This is a genomic window from Sphaerisporangium dianthi (genome assembly GCF_042654065.1).
Lineage (GTDB): Bacteria > Actinomycetota > Actinomycetes > Streptosporangiales > Streptosporangiaceae > Sphaerisporangium > Sphaerisporangium dianthi.
In genome coordinates, this window is sequence record NZ_JBHSFP010000017.1 from 14,205 (window position 1) to 39,459 (window position 25,255).

22 protein-coding genes are annotated in these 25,255 nt (G+C 70.4%); 9 read left to right on the top strand and 13 right to left on the bottom strand.

Annotated features, from left to right (window positions below):
• Positions 1–1,360: 1,360 nt before the first annotated feature.
• From ACFO60_RS23220 to ACFO60_RS23230, 3 genes are all read right to left on the bottom strand, one after another.
• On the bottom strand, positions 1,361–2,197 hold the full coding sequence (locus ACFO60_RS23220; protein WP_380843392.1) for an ABC transporter permease: 837 nt from the start codon (positions 2,195–2,197) through the stop codon (positions 1,361–1,363).
• Positions 2,194–3,219: an ATP-binding cassette domain-containing protein gene (locus tag ACFO60_RS23225; protein WP_380843394.1), complete on the bottom strand. Its 1,026-nt coding sequence runs from the start codon at positions 3,217–3,219 to the stop codon at positions 2,194–2,196. The genes ACFO60_RS23220 and ACFO60_RS23225 overlap by 4 nt, the downstream gene beginning before the upstream one ends.
• Positions 3,220–3,385: 166 nt before the next feature.
• A complete protein-coding gene (locus ACFO60_RS23230) occupies positions 3,386–3,823 on the bottom strand; it encodes an FAD-dependent monooxygenase (protein WP_380843639.1) in 438 nt (145 codons plus the stop codon).
• On the opposite strand from ACFO60_RS23230, the gene ACFO60_RS23235 reads away from it, so the two are divergent.
• Positions 3,705–4,034 carry a hypothetical protein gene (locus ACFO60_RS23235; protein WP_380843659.1) on the top strand — a complete coding sequence of 110 codons (330 nt, stop codon included), beginning with the start codon at positions 3,705–3,707 and terminating at the stop codon, positions 4,032–4,034. The genes ACFO60_RS23230 and ACFO60_RS23235 overlap by 119 nt on opposite strands.
• A gap of 149 nt (positions 4,035–4,183) precedes the next feature.
• Here the strand turns inward: ACFO60_RS23235 and ACFO60_RS23240 are convergent, their stop codons facing one another.
• Together ACFO60_RS23240 and ACFO60_RS23245 are read right to left on the bottom strand one after the other, a co-directional pair.
• A complete protein-coding gene (locus ACFO60_RS23240) occupies positions 4,184–4,987 on the bottom strand; it encodes a hypothetical protein (protein ID WP_380843396.1) in 804 nt (267 codons plus the stop codon).
• Positions 4,988–5,141: 154 nt separating this feature from the next.
• Positions 5,142–5,576, bottom strand: coding sequence for an Rrf2 family transcriptional regulator (locus ACFO60_RS23245; protein WP_380843398.1), 435 nt, complete (start codon positions 5,574–5,576; stop codon positions 5,142–5,144).
• Between the two features lie 133 nt (positions 5,577–5,709).
• On the opposite strand from ACFO60_RS23245, the gene ACFO60_RS23250 reads away from it, so the two are divergent.
• The 5 genes from ACFO60_RS23250 to ACFO60_RS23270 all read left to right on the top strand — a co-directional run bounded on the left by ACFO60_RS23250 (position 5,710) and on the right by ACFO60_RS23270 (position 12,484).
• Positions 5,710–6,465 (top strand): SDR family NAD(P)-dependent oxidoreductase, encoded by a 756-nt coding sequence (locus ACFO60_RS23250; RefSeq protein ID WP_380843400.1) that lies wholly within the window; start codon positions 5,710–5,712, stop codon positions 6,463–6,465.
• Between the two features lie 359 nt (positions 6,466–6,824).
• Positions 6,825–8,282: an MDR family MFS transporter gene (locus tag ACFO60_RS23255; RefSeq protein WP_380843402.1), complete on the top strand. Its 1,458-nt coding sequence runs from the start codon at positions 6,825–6,827 to the stop codon at positions 8,280–8,282.
• A 146-nt stretch (positions 8,283–8,428) separates the two neighbouring features.
• Positions 8,429–9,181, top strand: a complete 753-nt coding sequence (locus tag ACFO60_RS23260; RefSeq protein WP_380843404.1) for a hypothetical protein — start codon at positions 8,429–8,431, stop codon at positions 9,179–9,181.
• Positions 9,182–9,482: 301 nt separating this feature from the next.
• Complete coding sequence (locus ACFO60_RS23265) at positions 9,483–11,042, top strand: M28 family metallopeptidase (RefSeq protein WP_380843406.1); 1,560 nt, start codon at positions 9,483–9,485, stop codon at positions 11,040–11,042.
• A 215-nt stretch (positions 11,043–11,257) separates the two neighbouring features.
• On the top strand, positions 11,258–12,484 hold the full coding sequence (locus ACFO60_RS23270) for a serine hydrolase domain-containing protein (protein WP_380843408.1): 1,227 nt from the start codon (positions 11,258–11,260) through the stop codon (positions 12,482–12,484).
• 95 nt (positions 12,485–12,579) lie between these two features.
• Here the strand turns inward: ACFO60_RS23270 and ACFO60_RS23275 are convergent, their stop codons facing one another.
• From ACFO60_RS23275 to ACFO60_RS23300, 6 genes are all read right to left on the bottom strand, one after another.
• Positions 12,580–13,143: a dihydrofolate reductase family protein gene (locus ACFO60_RS23275; RefSeq protein ID WP_380843410.1), complete on the bottom strand. Its 564-nt coding sequence runs from the start codon at positions 13,141–13,143 to the stop codon at positions 12,580–12,582.
• A gap of 95 nt (positions 13,144–13,238) precedes the next feature.
• On the bottom strand, positions 13,239–13,940 hold the full coding sequence (locus tag ACFO60_RS23280) for a helix-turn-helix domain-containing protein (protein ID WP_380843412.1): 702 nt from the start codon (positions 13,938–13,940) through the stop codon (positions 13,239–13,241).
• Positions 13,941–14,090: 150 nt separating this feature from the next.
• Entirely contained in the window at positions 14,091–16,319 is a 2,229-nt protein-coding gene (katG, locus tag ACFO60_RS23285) for a catalase/peroxidase HPI (RefSeq protein ID WP_380843414.1), read from the bottom strand.
• 43 nt (positions 16,320–16,362) lie between these two features.
• Positions 16,363–16,767 (bottom strand): Fur family transcriptional regulator, encoded by a 405-nt coding sequence (locus ACFO60_RS23290; RefSeq protein ID WP_380843641.1) that lies wholly within the window; start codon positions 16,765–16,767, stop codon positions 16,363–16,365.
• A gap of 266 nt (positions 16,768–17,033) precedes the next feature.
• Positions 17,034–17,831, bottom strand: coding sequence for a hypothetical protein (locus ACFO60_RS23295; protein ID WP_380843416.1), 798 nt, complete (start codon positions 17,829–17,831; stop codon positions 17,034–17,036).
• A 95-nt stretch (positions 17,832–17,926) separates the two neighbouring features.
• Positions 17,927–19,894, bottom strand: a complete 1,968-nt coding sequence (locus tag ACFO60_RS23300) for an FHA domain-containing protein (protein WP_380843418.1) — start codon at positions 19,892–19,894, stop codon at positions 17,927–17,929.
• 423 nt (positions 19,895–20,317) lie between these two features.
• On the opposite strand from ACFO60_RS23300, the gene ACFO60_RS23305 reads away from it, so the two are divergent.
• The 3 genes from ACFO60_RS23305 (at position 20,318) to ACFO60_RS23315 (ending at position 22,772) form a co-directional block, all read left to right on the top strand.
• Positions 20,318–20,845, top strand: coding sequence for an RNA polymerase sigma factor (locus ACFO60_RS23305; protein WP_380843420.1), 528 nt, complete (start codon positions 20,318–20,320; stop codon positions 20,843–20,845).
• Positions 20,842–22,068, top strand: a complete 1,227-nt coding sequence (locus tag ACFO60_RS23310; RefSeq protein WP_380843422.1) for a CU044_5270 family protein — start codon at positions 20,842–20,844, stop codon at positions 22,066–22,068. Before ACFO60_RS23305 ends, ACFO60_RS23310 begins: the two co-directional genes overlap by 4 nt.
• A 137-nt stretch (positions 22,069–22,205) precedes the next feature.
• Entirely contained in the window at positions 22,206–22,772 is a 567-nt protein-coding gene (locus ACFO60_RS23315) for an NADAR family protein (protein WP_380843424.1), read from the top strand.
• A gap of 228 nt (positions 22,773–23,000) precedes the next feature.
• On the opposite strand, the gene ACFO60_RS23320 is transcribed toward ACFO60_RS23315, so the two are convergent.
• Positions 23,001–24,407 (bottom strand): glycoside hydrolase family 6 protein, encoded by a 1,407-nt coding sequence (locus tag ACFO60_RS23320; protein ID WP_380843426.1) that lies wholly within the window; start codon positions 24,405–24,407, stop codon positions 23,001–23,003.
• A 268-nt stretch (positions 24,408–24,675) separates the two neighbouring features.
• Complete coding sequence (locus ACFO60_RS23325) at positions 24,676–25,200, bottom strand: MSMEG_6728 family protein (protein WP_380843428.1); 525 nt, start codon at positions 25,198–25,200, stop codon at positions 24,676–24,678.
• Positions 25,201–25,255: the final 55 nt, after the last annotated feature.

Here is a 25,255-nt window from a genome sequence, read left to right on the forward strand (position 1 = left end):
CGCGGCGGCCGACGCGTTGTGCGCCGAGGAGGGCAACCTCGCCGATCTGCTCCGGCGGGCTCTCGGCGAATCCGATCCCGTCACGACGGTCCAGTTGCTGGCCGGCCTCGGCGCGCTGTGGTCGATCCGCGGCGACCACTCCCGGATCCTCGTTCACTTCAAGGCGATCGTGCAGGTGACCACAGGCTGGGTGCCGCCGCCGCATCTCGTGGAGGCGACCAGGGCCGCCGCGCTGATCACACTCGCGAACATCATGATCATCCCCGATCGCCGGGGCGGCCCGTTGCGCGATCTCCTCCGTTCGCTGCCCGCCAGCGACACGACGGATTCCCGCGTGGCGGCGATGGCCACGGTGCTGCTCGCGTGCGACGCGGCCGACGGCGCCGAGGTTCGCCGCCGGCTGGCGGAGTTGCGCCAGAGCGCCGACCCTGACGTCGCCATGGCGGCGACGCAGATGAGCATCCACGTCCTGGAGAACGCGGGGGACGTGCCGGGGGCGATCGAGGCCGCCGAGCGGACGCTGACGCTGCTCCGTGAGGAGGAGGGGCCGTGGACCGCCGCGATCACGCACGCGGCGCTGGCCAACCTGGTCATGCATGCCGGCGACCGCCGGCGGGCTGTCGAACACGCGCGCATCGCCATCCCGATGCTGAGCCGGCTCGGCGCCACCGACGACGAGACCCAGCTGCGCGCGGTGCTGCTGACCTCCGCGATCGCCGAGGGCGACCTCGGCGCCGCGGAGGCCGAGCTCGCCGAGATCACCCTGATCAACGACAACGAGGCCGTGCTCGGCGGCATCGCGATCGTCTCGCTGTGCGCGGCCGAGCTCGCTCTCGTCCGCGGCGAGACGGACGCCGCGCTCGCGAAGTACCGCCTGGCCGTCCAGCAGGCACGCGATCTGCGTCTGCCGGGGGTGACGCACACGGACCTGACGCCGTGGACGATCGTCGCGGTGTCGGTCACTCTGACGGCGTACGCCTACCACGCCCCGCCGGAAGACGTCCGGTACGGCGAGGAGTTGTTCTCCACCATCCGGGGCTTCGACCCGCTGGGCGCGGAGAACCCCATCCTCGACTATCCGCTGTGGGGGTCGATGCTCTTCGCGCTCGGCGCATGGGGGTTGCTGCGGGGGGCCATGGTCCCCCGCGACTCGATCAGGTTGCTGGTGCTGGCCGAGCGGTTCGCCTACAACAGCGGCATGCCCAGCATGGCCTTGGAGCACGTCGAGCCGTACGCGGAGCGGGCCGAGCCCGGGATGATCGCCGCCATTCGGGCCGAGTACGGCGATCGGCGCGGCCCCGAGCTGCTCGACGAGGCGCGGGGTCTCGTCGAGCAGGTCTCCGCCGGTGACGGGCGCAGTTCACATGTGCCGCTTGTAGCTGCGCACCGACAGCGGCGCGAAGATCGCGATGACGACCAGGCACGCCAGGACCGTCCAGGCCACCTCTCCGCTGACGACGGCGTTGTTGGCGAGGTCGCGGGCGGCCGTGACCAGGTGTGAGACCGGGTTGACCCGCACGAACGCGGCCAGCCAGCCGGGCAGGGTCTCGATGGGGACGAACGCGTTCGACAGGAACGTCAGCGGGAACAAGATCATCATGGAGATGCCCTGCACGGCCTGGGCGCTCCGGGCGATCGTGCCGACCCAGGTGAAGGCCCACGCCAGCGACCAGCCCGTGAAGATCGCCAGCAGGATCGCGGCGAGCACGCCGCCCGCTCCGCCGCCCGGGCGGTAACCCATCACCAGGCCCATGCCGAAGGTCAGAGTGGCCGCGATCGTGTAGCGCAGCAGGTCGGCCACCATCGGGCCGGCGAGCGGCGCGATACGGGCGATCGGCAGCGACTTGAACCGGTCGAAGACCCCCTTCTCCATGTCCTCGCGGAGTTGCGTGCCCGTGGCCATGCACGTCGTCAGCACGGTCTGGGCGAGGATGCCGGGGATCATCAGGGGGAGGTAGCTCTGCACGTCACCGGAGATGGCGCCGCCGAAGAGGAAGGCGAACATCGCGGTGAACAGGATCGGCTGCAGCGCCACGTCGAAGAACTGCTCCGGGTTGCGGCGCATCTTCTTGAGCGCCCGCCACGCCATCATCAGAGTCTGGCCGAGCGTCTCGCCCATGGAGACGCGCCGCCGGGCGGCCGCCACACGCTCGGCGGCCCTGACCGTCTGGCGGGCGGGCGCGATCATGGTGCTCATCGGTTCTCCTCCGTGCCGGTCGCGTCGTCCCGGTCCGTCTCGTGGCCGGTGAGGGCGAGGAACACCTCGTCCAGGCTGGGCTTCGCCACGCTCACCGAGGAGATCGACACTCCGGCGGTGCGAAGCGCGATCAGTACGTCGGCGGCCAGGTCGGCCTGGTCGAGGGCGACGTTGAGGCGGCCCTGCTCCGGGCTGGCGATCGGGTCGGAGCCGAGGACGCGCCGCACGACCTCCATGGCGGCGGGCACCTTGCCCGGCTCCGTGAGCAGCAGCTGGAGGGTGGAGTCGCCGACCGCGCTCTTCAACTCGTCGGGCGTGCCCTCGGCGACCTTACGGCCATGGTCGATGACGGCGACGCGATCGGCGAGCTGGTCGGCCTCGTCCAGATATTGCGTGGTCAGAAGGACCGTGCAGCCGTCGACGACCAGCCCGCGGATGGTGTCCCACATCTGGCCGCGCGTGCGCGGATCGAGACCGGTGGTCGGCTCGTCGAGGAAGATCAGCGGTGGCCTGGTGATCAGGCTCGCGGCCAGGTCGAGGCGCCGGCGCATGCCGCCGGAGAACTGCGAGATCGGTTTCTCGGCGGCGTCCTCCAGGCCGAACTGGCCGAGCAGCTCGGTGGCGATGCGCCGGGCGCGCGGCGCCGCGATGCCCTGCAGGCGGCTGAAAAGGTAGAGGTTCTCGCGGGCGGTCAGGTTCTCGTCGACCGACGCGTACTGTCCGGTGACGCCGACGAGCTGGCGGATCACGTGCGGGTTGCCGGCCACGTCGACCCCGAAGATCTCGGCGCGGCCCGCGTCGATCTTCAACAGGGTGGCCAGCATCCGCAGCGTGGTGGTCTTGCCGGCGCCGTTCGGCCCGAGGACGCCGAAGATCTCACCCGGGCGTACGTTCAGGTCGATCCCGTCGACGGCACGGTGCCCGCCGAAGGCCTTCACCAGCCCTTCCGCGCGTACGGCCAGATCGGCGGGCCCGTCGGGGGGCGGGCCGCCCCCGGTACGTCCGAGTTCTGTGATGCTCATGGCTCCACTATCGGTGGTGCCGGTTTCACGGCACCCTCGGCCGGGTTTCACCGATTGCCGCCGAGAGCTTCGCGCAGGTGCCCCTCCACCCGGCAGGGCGGAGGGACGGACCGGGCGTCACTCATGAGCGGCCGCGGGGCCGAACCAAACTCCCCGCTGTCCGTGGTCAGCCGGAGGTCGGGGCCAGAGGGCCGACCAGGGGATGGCCGGCCGTCCCGTACGACAGGTCGGAGCCGTCCAGCAACCCGGCGAGGTGGCGCACCGGCTGCTCGTAGGCGAAGACCTCGGTGAGCAGCGCCCGCAGGGCCTCTCCCTCCTCGCCCGTCACGCGATCGAGCGCCACCTGGGCGCGTGTCCGCATCAGGGCGCGTTCGGCGACGGGGAGGCGCTCGGACTCGTAGGTGTCGAGCAGGCCGTCACCCGCTCGGCCGCCGAGCCGGGCCGAGAGCTTCCAGCCAAGGTTGATCGCGTCCGTCATCCCGACGTTGAGCGCCGAACCGCCCGCGGGGAACAGATGGGCGGCGTCGCCGGCCAGAAAGACCCGGCCGGCTCGGTACCTTTCGGCCAGCAGCCGGCCGCGCAGGCATCCCGCGGTCCCGGCCACCGCGCTCAGCACCAGCGCCAGAGCCGCCGTCCATCAGGCGATCAAGGCCACGACACGCAAGAACCGGAACGCCGAGGCCGCGAATCAGCTGCTCCTCGCGCTGCTCGCCCACCGAAGACCGGATCCGGTGACCGAGCTGCTCGACCACCTGGGCGTGGACCGCGACGCCGTACGGGAGCGGCTCGCGCCGGACGACCGCCGGGGACGCTGACTCGCGCGACCGACGGGCCCGAACCTCGTTGGAGCTCGTTCGGGGTCCTGCCGGGACGGCCTCGGCTCGACCGGCCTTCCCGTGTGGACAGTGGCCGGGGAGCCGGTCACTGTCCACGAAGGACCTGATGGTCACTGTCCACGAAGGACCTAATGGGTCTGCGCGTTCACCGGGCCGGGGGTCATCGTCGGGTCGGCCGTCGCCGTCGGGGCGACGGTGGTCGTCGGCTGCGGGGTGGTCGCCGGGTCGGCGGTGGTCGTCGGCTGGGCAGTGGGCGCCGGGGTGGCCGGTGCGTCATTGCCCGGCGGCACTTCCCGGGGCGGCGGCAGGACCTCCGGGCGCTCGCTGCGGAAATCCTTGCAGGCGGGGTCGGCCTTGATCAGGTCGCGCTGGTCCTGGATGGCCTGCTCGGTCTCCTGGCGCTCGATCTCGGCGATCAGCGCCTCCTCCTCCAGCGCCTCCAGCCGCTCGACGGCGGTCGCCTGCGGAATGGTCCTGGCCTTCTGATAGGCGTCCTTGGCCGACGCCTCCACCTTCTTGCGGTTCGCCAGCTGGTCGAGGAGCCGGTTCAGCTCCAGGGACATCACCTCACAGGACTGCTTGGGCTTGGCGCCCTTGTTGAGCTGGCAGCTCGCCTCGGCGTACTTCGCGTTGGTCAGCTCGATGTCGAGCTTGGCCAGGTCCGCCTCGGCCTTACGGAAGTCGTCGCGGGACCCCACGCCCTTGTTGAGGGAATCCTCGGCCCGGTCGTACCTCTTCGCGGCGAAGTCCCGCCTGACCTTGGCCTTCTTCACCCGAAGCGCGTCGAGCCTGCAGATCGTGGCGTCGATCGCGACGGCCGGGTAGGGGTCTTTCGGGGGTAAGGGGGCGGCCACGGCCGCCGATGCGCCCGCCAACCCCGCTGCGAGGAGCAGGACCGCGAGCGGTGCCGCGACCTTGATCACCAGTTTCATACGGACTCCCTTTTCGGGTCGCGCGCCGGCACTCCACCGGGCACAGTCCTTGTTCGTCGGCCGAGCCGGTTCGGACTGGTGCGCGATTTCCGTCTTCCTGGAGGCGTTCGCGTCCCGGCTCCCGGGAGCCGGGGGAACCGCGTGGCCCAGGCCTCTAGCGAGGCGCCGCGAGGACGTCCCGCAGTACGTCCTCCAGCGTGACGCGGGCCAGCTCGCGCCTCAGGGTCTCCTCGACGCCCTCGTAGATGCCCCGCATCGCGGGCTGGATGCCGTATCCCACCACGCACCCCTGGTTGGGGGTGGCGCGGTGCATCGCGAACAGCGGGCCGGGTTCGATCGCCTCGTACACGTCGAGCAGGGTGATCGACTCCAGTTCGCGCGTCAGCGACCAGCCCGCGCCCACGCCCCGCCGGGACTCCACGAGCCCCGCCCTGCGCAGGTCGCCGAGCAGCCGCCTGATCACCACCGGGTTGGTGTTCGCGCTGCCCCCGATCTGCTCGGAAGTGGCGACCCCGCGACCCTGGCGCTGGTAGAGGCTGATCCAGACCAGCGCGTGGGCGGCGATGGTCAACCTGCTGTTGGCGCTCATGAACCCTCTCTCCTCAGCCGTAACACCCCATGTTACGACAGACGCTGTCGTAACAATTAATGTTGCGATCACGCTGTTGTAACCATTAGCGTTGCGATGGCAACAACGGGGTCGATCAGCGAGGTGAAGAGATATGAACAAGCCGCTCACGGGCAAGGTCGCCCTGGTCACCGGGGGGTCCCGCGGACTGGGGGCCGCGACCGTTCGGCTGCTGGCCGAGCAGGGCGCCGACGTCGCGTTCACCTACGTCAGCTCCGAGGAGCAGGCCCAGGCCGTCGCCGGCGAGGCGCGCGCGAAGGGAGCGAAGGTCGCCGCCTTCAAGTCCGACCAGGCGGACACGAGCCGGGCGCAGGCGCTGATCGACGAGGTGGTCGGCCGGTTCGGCGGTCTCGACATCCTCGTCAACAACGCGGCGATCTCGGTGGAGCAGGGCCGTACGGTGGACGACCCGGAGGCCGACACCGCCGCCCTGGACCGCATGCACGCCACCAACTACCTCGGCGTGATCGCCGTCATCCGGGCCGCCTCGCGAGTGCTGCGCGCGGACGGCCGCATCATCACGGTGAGCTCCGGCCTCGGCTCCCGGGTCGGCGTCCCGGGCCTCGCCGACTACTCGGCGACCAAGTCGGGCATCGAGCGCTACACCATGGGCGTCGCGCGGGACCTCGGGCGCCGGGGCATCACGGCCAACGTCGTGGAGGCCGGGCTGATGGAGAGCGGAATGGAGCCGCCGGACCCCGAGACCCTCAAGGCCCTGCTCGGCTCGCTGTCCCTGCAGCGCATGGGCCACCCCGACGAGATCGCCGCGGCGATCGCCTTCCTGGCGAGCCCCGCCGCCTCGTACGTCACGGGCGCGGTGCTGGACGCCCACGGCGGCTACAACGCCTGAACCGCGCCCCGGCGCAACCCCTGCCGGAGCGCCGGTGACGAAGGAGCCGGGCGAGCCCATACGGCGCTCCAGGCGGGCTGACGGAAGGCGGGCGTGAGGGCGCTCGCGGCGTGGATCGCGCAGACCCGGCCGGGGCGCCCGCGACGAGTGGATCGGCAGCAGGTCACGAGGGTGGACGAGGTTCTGGGGCTCACAGGAAAACCGGGTGACATTTCGCGTCGCTTGCCGGGATGGTAGGGGGGCGCCGAATTTTGTCGGTGGCATCGGTCAGTCTTTGCATGACCACTACTTCTTGTGAGACTCCCGGCTGGAACGCCGGCCATGAACGCGTTCGTCCGTCAACCCCTGATCGAGGTGCCGTGACCATCCCCCAGCTCGACTCACCCGCCAAGCCCGCGACCGTCGTTCCAGGTCGCACCCCGGCCGTGATCCGGCTGCTGGTGCTCGCCACGTTCGTGGTCATCCTCAACGAAACGATCATGATCAACGCGATCCCGCGGCTGATGGGCGCGCTGCAGATCACCGAGCAGACCGCCCAATGGCTCTCGACCGCGTTCATGCTGACCATGGCCGCCGTGATCCCGATCACAGGGTGGCTCCTGCAGCGGGTGTCCACCCGGCACGCGTACGCCGCCGCGATGGGGTTGTTCCTGCTCGGCACGGCGCTGGCCACCATCGCGCCGTCGTTCGAGGTACTGCTGGGCGCCCGCATCATCCAGGCGTCCGGCACGGCCGTGATGATGCCGCTGTTGATGACCACGCTGATGCAGGTGGTGCCCGAGGAAGACCGGGGCCGGGTGATGGGCAACGTCAGCCTGGCCATCTCGGTCGCGCCCGCGATGGGCCCGGCCGTCTCGGGGGTGATCCTGCAGTTCGGGTCCTGGCGGCTGCTGTTCGCCGTGGTGCTCCCCATCGCCGGCGTGATCACCTGGCGCGGCCTGAAGCAGCTCGAGAACATCGGAGAGCCCCGGTTCGGCACCATCGACTGGGCGAGCGTGGTCACCGCCGCCGCCGGCTTCGGCGGTCTGGTCTACGGGCTCAGCCGGTTCGAGGGCGGTGACGTGGTCACCGCCTCCGCGATCACGGTGGCGGGCCTGGTCGCCATCGCCGTCTTCGTCGTCCGCCAGCTGTCGTTGCAGAAGCGCGGCGTGCCCCTGATGGACCTGCGCACTCTGCGCCACCGCACCTACACGGTCGCGCTGATCCTGATGTCGGTGTCCTTCATGGCGATGCTCGGCTCGATGATCTTGCTGCCGCTGTACCTGCAGAACCTCCGCGGGCTCAGCGCCCTGCAGACCGGGCTCCTGGTGATGCCGGGCGGCCTCGCGATGGGGCTGCTCGGTCCGACCATCGGCCGGCTGTTCGACCGGTTCGGCGGCCGGGTCCTGGTCATTCCCGGCGCGATCGGCATCATGATCGCGCTCGCCGGCTTCACCCAGGTCACGATGACCATGCCGTTCTGGCAGCTCCTCGGGCTGCACGCGCTGCTGATGGTGGGCCTGGCCGCGACCTTCACCCCGGTGTTCACCATTGGGCTCGGGGCGGTTCCGCCGCCGCTCTACTCCCACGCCAGCTCGATCCTGAGCACGCTGCAGCAGGTCTCCGCCGCCATCGGCACCGCGCTCGTGATCACCGTGATGGGCGTGCGAGCCGATGCCCTGAGGTCCGCCGGAGCCACGGAGGCGGTCGCCATCCTCGACGGCATGCGGCTGGCCTTCGTCATCGGCGCGGTGCTGTCCGTGATCGTGGTCGTCACCGCCCTGCTCCTCCCGGCCCGGCCGGACAGCACCCATGAGTTCGAGGGGGCCGGCCATTGATCCCCCGCGCCGGGCGATGAGCAGGGGCGAGATCGACCTGACCCGCACCTCACAGGGCCGCCGGCTCGTCCGGCCTGGTCGAGCCACGATTCGGCCCTCTGCGCGACACCACCGAACCGCGTGAAGGCGGCTTACGTTTTGGGGGCATGGGACTACGAAAGATCCTGCTCCTCGCGCTGCTGTCGCTGACCGCGGCCTGCGGAGGAGCGGAGCCTGACATATCTGCCACCGCCGTCGACGACGGGCCGGCGAAGCCGGTCGCCCTGTGGAGCGCCGAAGGCGGCTTCGTGACCGCGACCACGAACGTGCTGCGTCCGCCGAGGGCGGTGCTGTACAGCGACGGCCTGGTGATCGCTGACGCGAGGAGGCGACTGAAGCTGACCGATGCCGAGACGAGCCAGACGGTCGCGTCGATGGAGAAGTACCTGACCGGGCGTCCGCCGACCGCCGAGCCCAAGCCGGGTGCGCCGATGGTGACGGACGTTCCGGCCACCGTCCTCGGGGTGCGGGGGAAGGACGGAAAGATGTCGCTGGTCCGGGTGCCGGCCCTGGAGCAGCTCAAGGACTACTACCCCGGCGAGCTCCTTGCGGCGAAGAAGCTGATGGAGGACCTGGCGACCCGGGCCGCCGAGAAGGGCGCCGACTACGTCGCCACCCGCGTCCGGATGGTCGCCGAAGGGGCCGCGTCGGCGGAGGGCAAGCCGGCCCCGTGGCCCGCGGGGGTCCCCGAGCCTTCGGGCACGGTGGACCCGGTCTGGCGCAAGGACCTTGACGGGGCGGCCGCGAGTGCGCTCACCAAGGCCGTTCCCGCCGGGCAGGAGTACGGCCGGTCGCTCTTCAGGACCGGCTCGGGGGCGCTGTTCGTGATCTCCTGGCGATACCTGCTGCCCGGCGAATAGCCGGCGCGTGCTGAGAAACCCGAGGTGAGGGGCGGCCCCGGCGTCCGCCGCATCCGTATCCGGAGCGGACGCCGGGATACTCGGCCGCCAAGGCGGCGGCCACGGTGTCCCCAGGTGAGCCCCAGGTGGGCGAAAAGTGCTCAAGCAGGCTCCGGGCGGGTGTCTTGTGCGCGCCGGGTGGAGAGCGGACGGTCGTGACATGCCGGACGGCGTGAATCCCTATGCGGCGGACGCTCTCGGGGTTACGTTCCTTGAAGCACCACTCAAGGATCTTGTACGAATTCTGCCGTCTTGGAGAAGCATGCATTCACCACCACAGCGTGGCGTCCGCAAGCGCGTCGCCCAACTCGTCACCATGGTCACGGTGCTCGTCCTGTCCCTGACCCCGTCCCTGCCCGCCTCGGCGACGTCGCTCGACGACGTGTTCGCCAAGCTGCTGGTGAAGCAGGTGAAGGGGACGAACGTCAAGAAGCATCTGGACGCCTTCCAGGCGATCGCGACCGCGAACGGCGGCAACCGCGCCGCCGGATCCCCCGGTTACAAGGCCTCCCGCGACTACGTCGCCGGCAAGCTCCGCAAGGCCGGATACAAGGTCACGCTCCAGCCCATCAACTACGTGGAGAGCTGGAGCGAGAACAGCGCGCCTGTGCTCGCCCAGACCGCGCCGAACGCCAAGACCTACGCGGCGAACGAGGACTTCTACACCTTCCCGCCGTCACCTTCGGGTGAGGTCACCGCGCAGGTGCAGGCCGTCGACGTGACGCTGCCGCCCACCCCGGCGCCCAGTTCGACCAGCGGGTGTGAGGTGGCGGACTTCGCCGGGTTCGTGCCCGGCCGCATCGCGCTCATCCAGCGCGGCACCTGCGCGTTCGTCCAGAAGATCCAGAATGCGGCGGCGGCCGGCGCCGTGGGCGTCATCGTCTTCAACGAAGGCCAGCCCGGCCGCACCGAGGCGTACTCGGTCGACCTGGGCGAGTGGCGGGCCGGCATTCCCATGCTGTTCGCCGACTTCGCCGTGGGCAACGAGCTCGCGAGCACGCCCGGCGCGACCGTGCATCTGAAGGTCGACGCCAACCTGCGGCTCGGCACCGAAGACAACGTCATCGCCGAGTCGCGCTTCGGCGACCCGAACGAGGTCGTCATGGTCGGCGCCCACCTGGACAGCGTGCCCGAAGGCCCGGGCATCAACGACAACGGCTCCGGCAGCGCGGCCATCCTGGAGACCGCCCTGCAGATGAGCCTCTACCCGGTGCGGTACAAGACGCGGTTCGCCTTCTGGGCCGCCGAGGAACTCGGCCTGCTCGGCTCCGACCAGTACGTCGAGAAGCTGACGCCGGCCGACCGTGATCGCATCCGGCTCTACCTGAACTTCGACATGGTCGCCTCGCCGAACCACGCCTACAAGCTGTACGACGGCGACGACTCCGACGCCGTCGGCTCGCCCGCCGGTCCGCCCGGGTCGGACGCGATCGAGAAGCGCCTGGCCAAGTTCTTCTCCGGCCGCGGCCTGGCGACCGTCGGCACCGACTTCGACGGCCGCTCCGACTACGGGCCGTTCATCGCCGCGGGCATCCCGGCCGGCGGCATCTTCACCGGCGCCGAAGGCATCAAGACGGCAGAGGAGGCCGCCCTGTTCGGCGGCACGGCGGGCGTGGCGTACGACCCGTGCTACCACGCGGCCTGCGACACCATCTCCAACCTCAACCTGACCGCGCTGGACGTCGACGCCGACGCGATCGCCGACTCCACCGCCAGGTACGCCTTCAACCTGCGCTCCATCCCCGACCGCGCCGCCGCGGTCGCCGCCCGCTCGGCGGCGCCGCCGGCCTACACCCGCGACGACGCGCACGCCGCGCGCTGACTCCGCGCTCCGGCGCTGATCCCGCGCCCCGGCCCGTCCGATCCGGTCTCTCGCGAGCCCGGTGACGTGACCGGCCGGGGCGTTCGCGTGGAGCCGGTAGTGATCGCGCCGCCCGGCTACCTAAAGGCCCTTCTCGTGGCGTTCCGGACATATAGGATCACCCGAAAGTTACTTATGGGGCGGGGGAGACACGAGTGACGCTAAGTCGGCGTGATGTGTTCAAAGTAGGCGCCGGCCTGGTGCCCGCGGTCGCTCTGTCCGGCTCGCCGGCGTACGCGGGCGCCGCGCCGGCCATGACGGTCACCGGGACCGTGCCCACGCAACTGGCCGCCCTCGACAACGTGATGAAGACGTACATCAAGGAGCGGGACATCTCCTGCGCGCAGCTGGCCGCGGTCAAGAACGGCAAGCTGGTGCTGGCCCGGGGATACCGGTACAGCAGCGACACGACCATCCCGGCCGTGCAGCCGACCTCGCCGTTCCGTGTCGCGAGCCTCAGCAAGAGCATCACCGCCGCGGCCATCCTGCGGCTGGCGCAGGACGGGAAGGTGTCGCTCGGGGCGAAGGTGGCCGACCTGCTCGGCCTGCCGGCCACGGTCGACCCCCGGCTGAAGAACGTCACCTTGTGGCGCCTGATGCAGCACACCGGCGGCTGGGACCGCGAGATCTCCGGCGACCAGCTGATGGCCGACCGGACCATCGCCGCCAAGCTCGGCGTGCCGCTGCCGATCGGCAAGAACGACATCGCCGAGTACGCCGGCGGCCGGCCGCTGGACTTCGCCCCCGGCACCAAGATGGCCTACAGCAACTACGGCTACATGCTGCTCGGCCTGGTCGTCGCGAAGGTGTCGGGGCAGAGCTACGAGTCGTACGTGAAGCAGAAGCTGCTCGCCCCGGCCGGAATCACCCGGATGCGGCTCGGCCGCAGCCTGAAGACGCAGGCCGCGCCGGGCGAGGTGCCGTACTACTCGCAGTACACCACCAAGACCGTGCTGGACGACTCGGGCACCGTGGTGCCCTCGCAGTACGGCGGCTTCAACATGCTCAACCACGACGCCAACGGCGGCTGGCTGGCCTCCGCGGTCGACCTGGTCAGGTGGGCCCGGATCTTCGACGCCGCCGGACCGGTGCTGAACGCCACCTCGATCACCCGGGCGTTCGCCAAGCCGGAGATCGGCGTCAGCGCGGACGGCTCGTGGTACGGCTGCGGCTGGTACGTGCGCCAGGTCACGGGCCACCTCAACACCTGGCACAGCGGCGCCCTGCCCGGCACCTCCAGTTACATGGCCCGGCTGCAGCAGGGCTTCACCTACGCCGCCGTCTTCAACCGGCGGGAGGAGTCCGGCACCCCGGACTACGACGTGCTCAGTTCCCGGATGAACACCGCGTGGAACGGCGTCACCACGTGGCCGGCCACCGATCTCTTCCCGAAGTACTTCTGACCTGGGAGGGCCCGGCCCGCGACGTGCCCGCGGAGGAAGAGCCGGGGTGACGACGTGCGCCCGGCCCAGGTGACGGCTCGCCCGGGCCCGGCGTGTCAGCTCGCGGACGCCGGCCGTCCGTCGTCCGGAACGTAGGTCAGGTTGAGCACGCCGGTCTGGAACGTCTCGGAGGTGACCAGCTTCAGCGGGTGGGCCGGGGTGTCCTCGAACAGCCGCCGGCCGCGGCCGACGGCGATCGGGTGGACGAGCAGCCTCAGCTCGTCGAGCAGCCCGTTGGCGAGAAGCCACCGCACGGTCGTCGCGGAGCCGGACATCTGGATGTCGCCGTCGGTCTGCTTCTTCAGATCGCGCAGTTCGGCCGCGACGTCACCGGAGATGACGGTGGTGTTGTTCCAGTCCGCCTTCCCAAGGGTGCTGGACACGACGTACTTGCGGACGTTGTTGAGGGACATGGCGGCGTCCTGGTCCTCGCCGGTCTCCGGCCAGTACGCCGACCACTCCTCGTACAGCTTGCGGCCCATCAGCATCGCCGCCGCGCTTTGCATGCCGGCCTCGACCGCGGCGCCCATCTCGTCGTTCCAGTACGGGAAGTGCCACTGGTCCGGCGACTCGACCACGCCGTCCAGGGAGATGAAGAAGTTAGAGATGATTTTGGCCATGGCTCTGTCCTTGTCGTTGAGATCACGTCGTCGTGGCCCTGGGCGGCAGCCCGGCCCGATGACCCGCGACTGGGAGGTTAGACGGGAACGAGAGCTCAGGTCTTGTACAGAAGCGACAGCGGCGAAGACGGTTCACGTTCGCTCAGCTGCGTGGCGGTCCGTCCGATATAACGGGTCAGCGACCGCGCCAGGTGCGGTTGGTCGAAGTATCCGAGCCGGTGGACGACGTCATGGGCCGGCACCCCCTCCTGGATCAGGACCGCCGCCCGCCTGGCACGGCCGATCTGCCGGATGGCGCCGCGGGTGAGTCCGGTCGCCGCCACGAAGCGCCGCTGGAGGGTGCGTTCGGACAGCTCCGGCGACGCGCCTCGGAGCACGGCGCCGACGACGGGGTCGCGGGCCAGGACGTCCTCACGCACCATCCGCCGCACGAAGACCTCGGCGTTGTCGTAGTCGGGAAGGCGCCAGGCGGAACCCTTGAGCCAGAACGATCTGGGCGTCGCATCGGGGATCTCCACCGAGCCGTCGACGAGCCGGCCGATCGGAAGATGGGGCGTCGAGGTGCCGAGGGAGAAACTGATGCCGAAGAACGTGGCGTCTTCGGGGACGGGCGCCGGGCTCGCCTTGGACTCAGGTCCTTGGACGGCCACGTTGACCCGGCCACGGTGCTCCCAGAAGACCAGATCCCAGTGCGCTGTCGCGATCGACGTCATCTGCCCGACGCCATGGCTGCGGCTCCGCCACACCCGCTCGATGTACGGCGAATCGGACGGCCGGCTCTCGACCTCCAAGCTCATTCGAGTCGTTCCCCTCGCTCGCCCTGCGGCGCCGCCGCTCGCCGGCCGCGCCGCCGGCCCGCAGGACGAGCCGATGACGTCGCGCGGCGGCGCCGGGCAGGAGATGGGACGTCCGGGCCGGCCGGTCGCCGGCCGGCCCGGACGTCGCGATCAGACGAGGTCGAACCGGTCGAGGTTCATGACCTTGTCCCACGCCGCGACGAAGTCCTTCACGAACTTCTCCTTCGCGTCATCGCTCGCATAGACCTCCGCGAGCGCGCGCAGCTCGGAGTTCGACCCGAAGACCAGGTCGACACGGCTGCCGGTCCACTTGACCTCGCCCGTGGCGTCGCGGGCCTCGAAGGAGTTGGCGTCCTCCGACGTCGCCTTCCACGTCGTGCCCAGGTCGAGCAGGTTGACGAAGAAGTCGTTGGTCAGGGACCCGGGGGTCGCGGTGAGGACGCCGAGCGGCGACTGCCGGTGGTTCGCGCCGAGGACGCGCAGGCCTCCGACGAGGACCGTCATCTCGGGGGCGCTCAGGTTCAGCAGGTTCGCCCGGTCGATCAGCAGGTACTCGGCCGGCAGCCGGTTGCCCTTCCCGAGGTAGTTGCGGAACCCGTCGGCGGCGGGCTCGATCGCGGCGAACGACTCGACGTCGGTCTGCTCCTGCGACGCGTCCGCGCGGCCGGGCGTGAAGGGAACCACGATGTCGAACCCGGCGTCCTTGGCGGCCCGCTCGACGGCCGCGGCGCCGGCGAGCACGATCAGGTCGGCGAGCGAGACCTGCTTGCCGCCGGTCTGAGCCGCGTTGAACGCCTGCTGGACGCCCTCCAGGGTGCGCAGCACCGTCGCGAGGCGGTCGGGGTCGTTGACCTCCCACCCGTTCTGCGGCTCGAGGCGGATGCGCGCGCCGTTGGCGCCGCCGCGCTTGTCGCTGCCGCGGAAGGACGCGGCAGAGGCCCACGCGGTGGACACCAACTCGGACACCGAAAGGCCCGAGGCGAGGACGCTGCTCTTGAGGGAGGCGATGTCCTCGGCGTCGATGAGCTCGTGCGTCACGGCGGGGATGGGGTCCTGCCACAGCAGCGTCTCGGCCGGGACCTCCGGGCCGAGGTAGCGCACGATCGGGCCCATGTCGCGGTGGGTCAGCTTGTACCAGGCCCGGGCGAAGGCGTCCGCGAACTCGTCGGGGTTCTCGTAGAAGCGCCGCGAGATCTGCTCGTAGACCGGGTCGAACCGGAGCGCGAGGTCGGCCGTCAGCAGCGTCGGGGCGTGGCGCTTCGAGGGGTCGTGGGCGTCGGGGACGGTGTCCGCCCCCGCGCCGTCCTTCGGCTGCCACTGGTAGGCGCCGGCGGGGCTCTTGGTCAGCGCCCACTCGTAGCCGAACAGGGTCTCGAAGAAGGTGTTGTCCCACTGCACCGGGGTGGGGGTGAAGATGCCCTCGAGGCCGCTGGTGATCGTGTCGGCCCCCTTGCCGGTGCCGAAGGTGTTCTTCCAGCCGAAGCCCTGGTCCTCGATCGGGGCGGCCTCGGGGTCGGCGCCGACGTGGTCCGCCGGGCCCGCGCCGTGGGTCTTGCCGAAGGTGTGACCGCCCGCGATCAGGGCGACCGTCTCTTCGTCGTTCATCGCCATGCGGCGGAACGTCTCACGGATGTCGCGGGCCGAGGCGAGCGGGTCGGGGTTGCCGTTCGGGCCTTCCGGGTTGACGTAGATGAGGCCCATCTGGACCGCGGCCAGGGGGGTCTCGAGCTCCCTGTCGCCGGTGTAGCGCTCGTCGCCGAGCCAGGTGGACTCGGGGCCCCAGTAGACGTCCTCGTCGGGCTCCCAGACGTCCGCGCGACCGCCGGCGTAGCCGAAGGGCGTGAAGCCCATCGACTCCAGGGCGACGTTGCCGGTGAGGATCATGAGGTCGGCCCACGAGATCTTCTGGCCGTACTTCTTCTTGACCGGCCACAGCAGGCGGCGGGCCTTGTCGAGGTTGCCGTTGTCCGGCCAGCTGTTCAGGGGGGCGAAGCGCTGCTGGCCGGCGCCGGCGCCGCCGCGGCCGTCGCTGATCCGGTAGGTGCCCGCGCTGTGCCACGCCATCCGGATCATGAACGGGCCGTAGTGGCCGAAGTCGGCCGGCCACCAGTCTTGCGAGGTCGTCAGCACTTCGGCGATGTCCCGCTTCACGGCCGCGAGGTCGAGGCTCGTGAACGCCTCGGCGTAGTCGAATTCCTCGCCGAGGGGGTTGGCCACGGCGGGGTTCTTGGCGAGGATCTTCAGGTTGAGGCGGTTCGGCCACCACTGGCGGTTTCCGCCGCCTTGAACCGGGTGCGGGGCGCGCTCGTGCGCGACCGGACAGCCGCCTTCGCCCTCCGTCTTCGCGTCTGTGACGATTGCATCATGATTCTCAGACATGGGGATCCTTAGGGACTAGGGGTGATCAAGGTGCTAAGGGTGCTCATGAACTGCGGGCGGTGGAACAGCCGAGGCACAGGCCCCAGTAGATGACCTCGGCCTCGTCGATCGAGAAGCCGTGGTCGTCGGACGCGGTCAGACAGGGCGCCTCCCCGACCGCGCAGTCGACGTCGGTGACGATGCCGCACGACCGGCACACGACGTGGTGGTGGTTGTCCCCGACGCGTGACTCGTAGCGGGCCACGGAGCCCGACGGCTGGATGCGACGCACTAGACCCGCGGTCGTCAGCGCGTGCAGCGAGTCGTACACGGCCTGGTGGGAGACCTCAGGAAGATCGCGGCGCACGGCGTGGATGAGCGAGTCCGTGTCGGCGTGGGGATGCGCGTACACCGCGCTCAGCACCGCCACCCGAGGACGGGTCACACGCAGAGCGGCGCCGCGCAGCATCTGCTGGAAGTCCGAGGTCGTGGGCACGTCCCACAGAGTGGCTCATTTTCTGGAATCAGTCAAGAATCGAGTGTCGCGTCGGATGGTCGTCCACCCTGTTCGCGATCTCGTGTGACCGGGCGCCGGTGGATCCCCTGTGACCGGGTGCCGGTGGCGTACGCGTGCCCAGATCCGTCACCAGGACCGTCCCGGCCGTGGCGCGCCCCTCAGGGCCGCGGCCGGGAGGGCCTGTCATACCGGATCGGGCGTGCTCTGCCGGCGCGGCATCAGTTGTACTTGTACAGCCTGGTGGCGACCCGGCGGTTGTGGTCGAAGACCGAGGCGCGGTACTTGCTCACGGGGAGGTCGCCGTGCGGGGCCTTTCCGCACGTGTTGACCCCGGCCAGCTGGTGGATCTCGAAACGCGCCGTCGGGTCGCCCGCCACGAAGTACTCCGCACGGGCCTGATGCTTGTCGGCGCCGGTGTCGCACGCGTAGACGAACGTGTCCTTCTCGGAGAAGCACGTGCTGGCGACGCCCTTCGTCGAGGTGCAGACCTTCGACCGCGCACGGGCGGTGGACGGGGTGAGGCGGGTCTCCCTCTTCACGGGATACTTGGTGGCGCCGCTGACCGTCTTCCACCGGCTGAACTTCATCCGGTGGTTTCCCCGGTAGATCGCGGCTCTGAAGGTCATGGTCCTGCCGATTTCGCGGCTTCCCCGGATCGCGCCCTCGCCGGCCAGGTTGTGAATGACGTACTTCGTGCCGAGGTAGCCGTTGACGTAGTACTCGACCGTGGCATGAAGCCTGTCGGACTGCGTGTCCTCGATCGAGATCCCGGGCCGGTCGCTTTCGTCCGGCCCCACGCACGCCCTCGCGCCTCTGACGCGGACGCACTCGGTCTTCGCCTCGCTGGTGGCAGGAGCCGCCGAGGTGGTGAGCAGGCCGGCCGTGGCGATGGGGGCTTCACTGAAGGGTGCGATCGGCGCGGTCGCGGCGAGCGCGGGCGGCGAGGTCCAGACCATCGTGGCGGCGGCGAGCGCGGCCACCGAGGTGAGGATCCGTACAGGCTTTGTCTGCTCCATGTTCACTTAGATGCCGGCCGACCCCGTTAAGTTGGGCCGAGAATCGATCTCTCTGAGCCGCCTTGCCCGGGGCCGGCGGGGAGCTCTGGCGGGCGTCAGCCCGGCGAGATCGAGTCGCTCGATCCCCGGGCGATCAACCTGGTGTGTTCGTGGCGCTCTTCGGCGCGAGCCGGAGCGGGGGGCGGAGCCGGTTCGGGCTGCGGGGCGGTGGGCGGGTCCTGGTCGAAGATGTCGATGTCGACCTCTTCGCCTCCGACGATCAGCGTCTCCCACGCTCCGCTGACCAGCAGGGTTCGCAGCGTCTCGCCGCGCAGCCTGCGCAGATGGGCGTCGAGGGTCTCGTCGTCGGGCATGCCCGGGATGCGCGGCGCCAGGCGGCTCCTGATCTGCCGCAGCCGTTCCATGAGCGCTTCGATGTCGGCTTCCTTGTCGGCGTCGGCGAGGCCCTCCTCTATGCCCTGCACGATCTTGTCCTTGATCGCGCACGTGACCCCGTGCTCGTCGGTGGTCACCATGGCCTTCCACGCGCGGCTCTTGTGCCGGTACTGGAGCATCGACATGGCCGCCTCGTGGCGCAGGAAGTCGGCGTCGCGGAAGGGGCGGCCGCGCCAGGCGCGGTTGAGCGCCCGGGCCAGCGAGATGGCCGACGCAAGCCCGCTGTTGAGGCCGCGCCCCGGCCAGAAGTGGATGGCGTTGGCGGCGTCCCCGAGGAGGAAGCCGTAGGTGCCCGGCGTGGACGACGTGGCGGAGTACAGCTGGGCGGTGAACCTCGGCCGCTGCACCATGTCCAGCCGGAAGGCGGTGACGGCGCTCAGGTTCTCCTCCTTGACGCCGAAGAGCGCCAGCCCTTCCATCACCCGCTTCCACAACGCCGAGCTCTTGATCAGAGCGGGCAGGAACAGCGTGCTGTGGGTCGAGCAGTGGAACTCGCCCTGTTCGCTCCGGCCCATCAGGCAGGGGCGGGAGGCGATGCATTCGGTGAACACGTGCCGCACGGGGTCGATGCCGATGACCTCCTTGGCCTCCTCGTCGGTGAGGCGCATGTTCAGGAAGCCCTCGCCGCGCAGGGCGTTCAGCAGGAAACGGTTCTGGGCCACGGTCAGCAGGACGGTCATCGGGTCCGACAGCTCGGACTTCACCCGTAGGCCGAGCACGACGTCCTGGATGTGCAGGCCGTCCAGCGAGTAGATGGACTTGTCGGCGTTGCCGAACTTGTGGGTGAAGTAGTCCCGCGTTCCCGAGCGCCCTCCCTCGCAGATGGCGAGCACATGATCCTTGACCACGGTCTCGTGGTGCTCGGTCGGGTAGAAGCCGGCGGGGACCAGCCGGATGCGGCCGGGTCTCTCGTTCGCCATCTCGAGCAGCGTGTCCTCGATGTAGGCGATGCGGATGTTGCGCGGTCCGTAGCCGCGGATGGAGTCGGGGCCGGTCGGCCACATCTCGGTGTAGGAGCCGGTGGTGAACAGCCGCTCCTGGACGCCTTCCGGGAGATTCAGATATTGGCGGCTCTGGACCGTCACGACCTGCTGCCGCCGGATATTGCCCTCTTTCTCGCTCTTCCACACGACGCGTGACCCGTCCTGCGTCCACCGGCCGTCGTAAATCGTCACCGAAACGCGCGGGCCCATGAGGTGTTCGAGGAGCAGCGCGAAACTCAGCCCGACGGGGCCGCCGCCCGAGACCGTGACGTTCAGCACCGGTCCTGGATCGGCCTGTGCCGCCGATTTCGTGAACGCCCGCAACAGCGGGGCGTCCATGACCGTTTCCATTTCGCCGAACGCCTCGAAACGGAAGGTCTCATCGCCGATGGTGATCAGATCGCCCTGCTGGAGCACGTGAGAGGTGACGCGGTCGCCGTTGACCAGGGTGCCGTTGCGGCTTCCCCGGTCTCGCAGGACGTATTCTCCGCTTTCCCGGAGCACCTGTGCGTGATAGCGCGAGGCCCTGCCGCTGGCGATCACCACATTGTTGTCGTCCTTGCGGCCGAAGGTGATCGGGGCGTCACTGATCGGGAACCGCTGACCGGCGAGAGGACCTTCACGCCCGACGATCGCAGCTGGCATGGATCGCACCACTTTCCAGAGCTCAGAGAACTGATGCGATCGATGCGATCATCGGTCGCAGAAGTGCTGTGCACTACTCCGTGTGCCGGTCGACCAGGTACACCGCGAGATTTCTCCTGTTCGAAACCTTCGGGCGATTCCCTATCGTGCCACGCTTGGCCTCCGTAGGAAACGGTCCATATCTGTCCGAACTCGCCTAGAACTCCACGCCCGGCCGAGGGCCGGCCCGACGATCTTCCGGCGGCCGTGCGCCGATGAGCGGGACGTGTCCAGCGCTGGAGGAGTGACGGAGCGTAGTGCCCCGGTTGGTACCGTCGAGGGTCATCGGGGGTCATCAAGAGTTTTGAAGTTTCTTGTAACAGTCGGGGGGCTCGGCCCACTTCCTCGTGTCGGAACGAACACCCGGGACGAAGGGGGCGGGCGGTGACGGACGATGCCCAGCGGTTCACCACCATGTACGACGAGTGCCGCCGGCGCGTATGGGCCTACGTGGTAGGCCAAGCGGGCCGGCAGGTGGCGGACGAGGTGGTGAGCGAGACGTTCGCGATCGCCTGGCGCAAGTTCGACGACGTGCCGGAGCCCGCACTGCCGTGGCTGCTGGTCGTCGCACGCAACGTGATGCGCGACAACATCCGCGCCGAGATCAGGCGCGAGTCGCTCGCCGCCGAAATGCGCGCCTGGACCGAGGAGGACCCGGCCGAGCAGGTGGCCGAGCGGCTCACCGTCCTTGCGGCGATGACCTCTCTCGCCGACGAGGATCGCGAGCTGCTGATCCTCGTGGCCTGGGACGGCCTGTCGCCACGCGACGCGGCGAAGGTCGTCGGGTGCTCTCACGCGACCTTCCGCGTGCGCCTGCACCGGGCACGCAAACGGCTGGTCCAGGCGATGAAGACGGCACCGGCGGCTCACCGCCCCGCCCGGGTGCGCAATCTCAGTGAGGAGTGGTCATGAACCCGATGGATCAGCTCCGGGCGGCACGCCCGGCCCACCTGGACACCCCGGTGGACGCGCGCACCAGGGCCGCCGAGCTCTCCGCCGCCATGGCGGGACCGCGGCGCGATGAGGCGAGACGAGCGCGACGGACGAGGAACGCCAGGCCGGCGTGGGTCCTCGGCGGCCTGGCGACCGCGGCGGCCGCCACCGCCGTGGCCGTGACCCTCACGGGCACGGGCGGTCCCGTGCCGTTGACGACGCCGCACGCCGCCCTGTCCGCGCCCTCGTCCGACCGGCCGGTCGTCCGGCTCTCGGCCAAGCAGGTCCTGCTCGCCGCGGCCGAGTCGTCGCTGAAGGCCCCGGCGACGACCGGCGCGTACTGGTACATCGAGTCCGAGGACGGATCCGCCTACGAGGCGGGCGACAAGGTCCGGTACGTCGTGCACAGCACGGGCCGCGGCCGCACCTGGGTGGCGCGCTCGCCGCACGGCACCAGCTGGTGGGTCAGCCAGGACCTCGGCGCGAAGCCCGCGCCGGGTTCGGAGGACGCCTGGAAGCGGGACGGATCGCCGACCACGTGGACGATCGACGTGCCGGCACCCAAGGCGGACGACAAGGGCGCGAGCAAGCGCATCGAGCTCGACGACAAGGCGGGCAGGCCGTCCGGCAACCCGATCAACGTCGGCGACAAGGTCTTCGACCTGGCCGGGCGCAACGTGTCGGTCGCCGAGCTGCGTTCCCTGCCCGCCACCGCCGGCGCCCTCAAGGCGCGCCTGCTCCAGGGGTACGCCGGTCACGGCACCGAGTCCGGCGAGAGCATGGACGCCGACTCCTGGCTCTACCAGGTGACCTCGGGGCTGCTGAGCGACATGCCGGTGAAGCCCGCCGTGCGGGCCGCTGCCTACAAGGTGCTCGCCGGACTGGAGGGCGTCCGGTCGCTGGGCGAGGTCACCGACGCGCTGGGCCGCGAGGGGCAGGGCATCGCCCGGGCCGAGAACTGGTCGGGCGGCGACTTCGAACGGCAGATCATCATCGACCCGGCGACGGGGATCCTGCTGACCGACCAGATCGTCGCCGTGCACCCCAGCGGCGCCTACGCCTGGGCGAAGCCCGGCACCGCCACCTGGTGGCACGCCGTCGTCAAGGCGGAATGGACCGACGACAAGCCCGTCAAGGTGGACCCGCCCGGCGGCGAGCCCGTCAAGGCCGGCTCGACGGACAGCGAGCCCGCCAAGGCATAACGAACGGCGACCCGCCACGACGACCCGCTCAAGGGCCGCTTCCCCCCTCGGAAGCGGCCCTTCCGCCTGCCTCCGCCCGGGTGAGGGCCGGGCGAATCAGGTGGCCACCGGGTGCGACTCTCTGGAATGGTGCCCCCATGGAGAAGGCGCTGAGCGCACGCGATGTGGCGGGCCTGGTCGCGGCCGCGGAGGGCGGCGGGCGGATCAAGTACCTGATGTTCTGGGGACACCGGCCCTCCCGCTCCGGCGGGGTCGGGGCGGGCTGCCTGTCGCAGTGGTGGCCGGCCGGCTTCACCGTCGACGGCGTCGTCTACCGCACCGCGGAGCACTTCATGATGGCGGGCAAGGCGCGGCTGTTCGGCGACGAGGAGGCGGCCGCGGCGATCGTGGCGGCAGGCCACCCGAAGCAGGCCAAGGATCTCGGACGGGTGGTGCGGGGCTTCGACGAGGAGACCTGGAAGGCGGCGCGCTTCGAGCTGGTGGTCCGCGGGAATCTCGCCAAGTTCGGGCAACACGATGACCTGCGGGAGTTCCTCCTGGGCACCGGCGACCGCGTGCTGGTCGAGGCGAGCCCTGTGGACCGCGTCTGGGGCATCGGGCTCGCCGCCGACGACGAGCGGGCCGAGCGGCCGCGGCTCTGGCGGGGCCTCAACCTGCTCGGATTCGCCCTGATGGAGGCGCGTCGGAGGCTTCGGCAGGCCTGAGCGGGTACGGCGGAGGGGGAAAGGGGCGGATGGGTCCGCGGCGCGTCGCGGGAACGCGCCGGCGGTCCCCGGACATGACCGAGCCTCTGCGCGGCGGGCGGTGCGCAGAGGCTCGGCGGTGCGGGCCGTCGACGGCGGGCGGCTCCCGGTCAGGGACGGGCCGTCCCGGCCGGGCACTCAAGGGCCGGCCGGGACGCCGTCAGGAGACGGGCCGTGGAGGGCTCGGGTTCAGGACGCGGTGCAGGTCAGGCTCGGAGAGGGGCTGCTGTTGCCGTTGGCGAGGAAGCCGAAGGTGGCGGTCCCGTTCGCGGCGAGGTTGCCGTTCCAGTTCACGTTCGTCACCGAGATGTTGGCGCCGCTGGCCGAGAGGGTGCCGTTCCACACCTGCGAGATCGACTGGCCGCCGGAGAAGGCCCACTGGACCCGCCAGCCTCTGATGCCGGCGTTGCCGGCCCGCACCGTGACCTCGCCCTGGAAGCCGCCTCCCCAGCTGTTGATGACCGTGTAGGTGGCCGAGCATCCGCCGGGTTGCGGAGTGGGCGTGGGAGTCGGGGTCGGCGTGGGAGTCGGAGTCGGAGTCGGGGTGGGCGTCGGGGTGGGCGTCGGGGTGGGCGTCGGGGTGGGAGTGGGCGTGGGCGTGCGGGTCGGCGTGGGGGTGGGGGTGTTGGTGGGCGGCGGCGCGGCGATGGCCAGGTCGTAGGCCCGCTGCGGCACGAACTGCCCGGCGGGGCCGATGCAGCCGTCCGACTCGCCCGGCGGCTTCACCCACAGGAAGGCGTCGATCGCCGAGTCACCGGTGTTCGTCGTGCTCCAGGTGCCGGTGGCGCGCCCACCCGGATCGCACCACTCGCTCCCGGCCGGGCCGTTGCCGTTGCGGCTGGTGTCGATGACGGCCTTGAGCCCCTGGATGCCGGTCGCGGAGATGATGCTCTTGGCGTACGACACCAGGCCCGGGGTCGACCGGTAGTTGGAGGTGTTGAGGGCGATGCCGTTGGCGCTGTTGGCGATGTCCGCGCCGCGCAGCCGGTTCGCGGCGTCCGAGGCGGAGACCCAGGCGTCATGGCCCATGTCGAAGTAGACCTTGACCTGCGAGGACGTGGCCCGGAACTTCTTGCCGGCGTAGGCCATGGAGGCCTGCACCTCGGCCTGCTGGGAGGAGTTCATACAGTTCGGCATGATCGCCAGCGCGTCGGGTTCCAGGATGATGGTCGCCGGGCGCCCGCCGAGGCCGGCCGCGACCTGGTCGATCCAGGCGCGGTACGAGGCGTGGTCGGGCGCTCCGCCCGCGCTCGCGCCGCCGCAGTCGCGGTTCGGCATCTCGTACACGACCACGATCGGGATCTTGCCGGCGGACGCGGCCGCGCCGACGTACGCGTCGACCTGGGAGCGCACCGTGCTGGGGTTGTAGCTGGCGAACCAGCGGCCCTGCGGGACGGCGGCGACGCGGTCCCTGATCACCGCGGTCTTGCCGTCGTTGGGGTTGGCGGCCACCCACTTGGCGGCGTTGGTCGTCGGGTCGACGTAGAAGGCCGAGTCGGCGGCCTGGGCGGGGGGTGAGACGAAGACGAGCGCCCCGGCCGCGGCCGTGGCGGCCGTGGCGAGGACAACCGCCCATAGGGGCCTTTTACGAGCCATGCGAAAACTCCCGTCCGATTAGGTGGGAGCGCTCCCACCGCTCTGACGGATGGTAGGCAGCGGTACACCGCCGCCAGAAGGCCCGCTCGGCCGAGGGCGGTCCCGCGCCGCCATAGCCGCAGGAAGAGCCCCGTGGCGACCGGTGCTATGCCTGAAACTTTCAGCACAATCGGCCAGGTCGCACTGTGAACCCCGGCGTCCCTCGCCGGGCGGGCCGCCCGCGGGCCGCCGCGACGTCACCGACGGGCTTGCTGAAATCTTCCGCGGGTCATCCGGGAGGCAGGAAGGCGGGGACGCGGCCCGAGGCGGGCCAGAGGTACGGCAGGTCGTCCGGCTCGTCGCCGAAGATCGGCCGGTAGAACTCGGGAGCCTTGCGGAGCAGGGCGGACCGGTGGCTCAGATGCAGGGCGTCGTCGCCGAGCCACGGCGGCAGTTCGCCGGCCGCGTCCAGCAGCTCCTGCGAGCGGGGCGCGGCGACGGCGCAGTGCTCGGCCAGCTCGCGGGTCATCGTCGAGGAGCAGGTGTCGGCCCGGCCGGAAGAGCACCACTCGCGGCACACCGCGAGGCCGTAGGCGACCAGGGCCTCCTCGTAGCCGGCCCACATGCGGACGACGGGGTGGTGGCGCCAGCCGTACCCCCGCACGGTGAGCGCGCGCAGTACCTGGAGCGCCTCGACCCGCTGCTTGCCGAGCCGGCGCGGGTCCAGCACCCGCGCCGTGGAGGCGAAGTCGGCATAGGGAAGGAAGGTCTGCATCGCGGCCCCCGGGACGCGTCGTCCAAGCCGGACCTCCATCCTATGAGCTCCCAGGCCAGGGGCCATGCGGGCGCCTGCGGACTTCACCGCCGGG

Excerpts from the sequence above, each read along its gene's own strand:
- ACFO60_RS23295 (WP_380843416.1), bottom strand. The coding sequence starts at position 17,831 with ATGGAGCAGACAAAGCCTGTACGGATCCTCACCTCGGTGGCCGCGCTC.
- ACFO60_RS23300 (WP_380843418.1), bottom strand. The coding sequence starts at position 19,894 with ATGCCAGCTGCGATCGTCGGGCGTGAAGGTCCTCTCGCCGGTCAGCGG.
- ACFO60_RS23240 (WP_380843396.1), bottom strand. The coding sequence starts at position 4,987 with ATGAAACTGGTGATCAAGGTCGCGGCACCGCTCGCGGTCCTGCTCCTC.
- ACFO60_RS23260 (WP_380843404.1), top strand. The coding sequence starts at position 8,429 with ATGGGACTACGAAAGATCCTGCTCCTCGCGCTGCTGTCGCTGACCGCG.
- ACFO60_RS23220 (WP_380843392.1), bottom strand. The coding sequence starts at position 2,197 with ATGAGCACCATGATCGCGCCCGCCCGCCAGACGGTCAGGGCCGCCGAG.
- ACFO60_RS23280 (WP_380843412.1), bottom strand. The coding sequence starts at position 13,940 with ATGAGCTTGGAGGTCGAGAGCCGGCCGTCCGATTCGCCGTACATCGAG.
- ACFO60_RS23290 (WP_380843641.1), bottom strand. The coding sequence starts at position 16,767 with ATGCTGCGCGGCGCCGCTCTGCGTGTGACCCGTCCTCGGGTGGCGGTG.
- ACFO60_RS23265 (WP_380843406.1), top strand. The coding sequence starts at position 9,483 with ATGCATTCACCACCACAGCGTGGCGTCCGCAAGCGCGTCGCCCAACTC.
- ACFO60_RS23325 (WP_380843428.1), bottom strand. The coding sequence starts at position 25,200 with ATGGAGGTCCGGCTTGGACGACGCGTCCCGGGGGCCGCGATGCAGACC.
- ACFO60_RS23320 (WP_380843426.1), bottom strand. The coding sequence starts at position 24,407 with ATGGCTCGTAAAAGGCCCCTATGGGCGGTTGTCCTCGCCACGGCCGCC.
- ACFO60_RS23315 (WP_380843424.1), top strand. The coding sequence starts at position 22,206 with ATGGAGAAGGCGCTGAGCGCACGCGATGTGGCGGGCCTGGTCGCGGCC.
- ACFO60_RS23245 (WP_380843398.1), bottom strand. The coding sequence starts at position 5,576 with ATGAGCGCCAACAGCAGGTTGACCATCGCCGCCCACGCGCTGGTCTGG.
- ACFO60_RS23225 (WP_380843394.1), bottom strand. The coding sequence starts at position 3,219 with ATGAGCATCACAGAACTCGGACGTACCGGGGGCGGCCCGCCCCCCGAC.
- katG (WP_380843414.1), bottom strand. The coding sequence starts at position 16,319 with ATGTCTGAGAATCATGATGCAATCGTCACAGACGCGAAGACGGAGGGC.
- ACFO60_RS23310 (WP_380843422.1), top strand. The coding sequence starts at position 20,842 with ATGAACCCGATGGATCAGCTCCGGGCGGCACGCCCGGCCCACCTGGAC.
- ACFO60_RS23275 (WP_380843410.1), bottom strand. The coding sequence starts at position 13,143 with ATGGCCAAAATCATCTCTAACTTCTTCATCTCCCTGGACGGCGTGGTC.
- ACFO60_RS23250 (WP_380843400.1), top strand. The coding sequence starts at position 5,710 with ATGAACAAGCCGCTCACGGGCAAGGTCGCCCTGGTCACCGGGGGGTCC.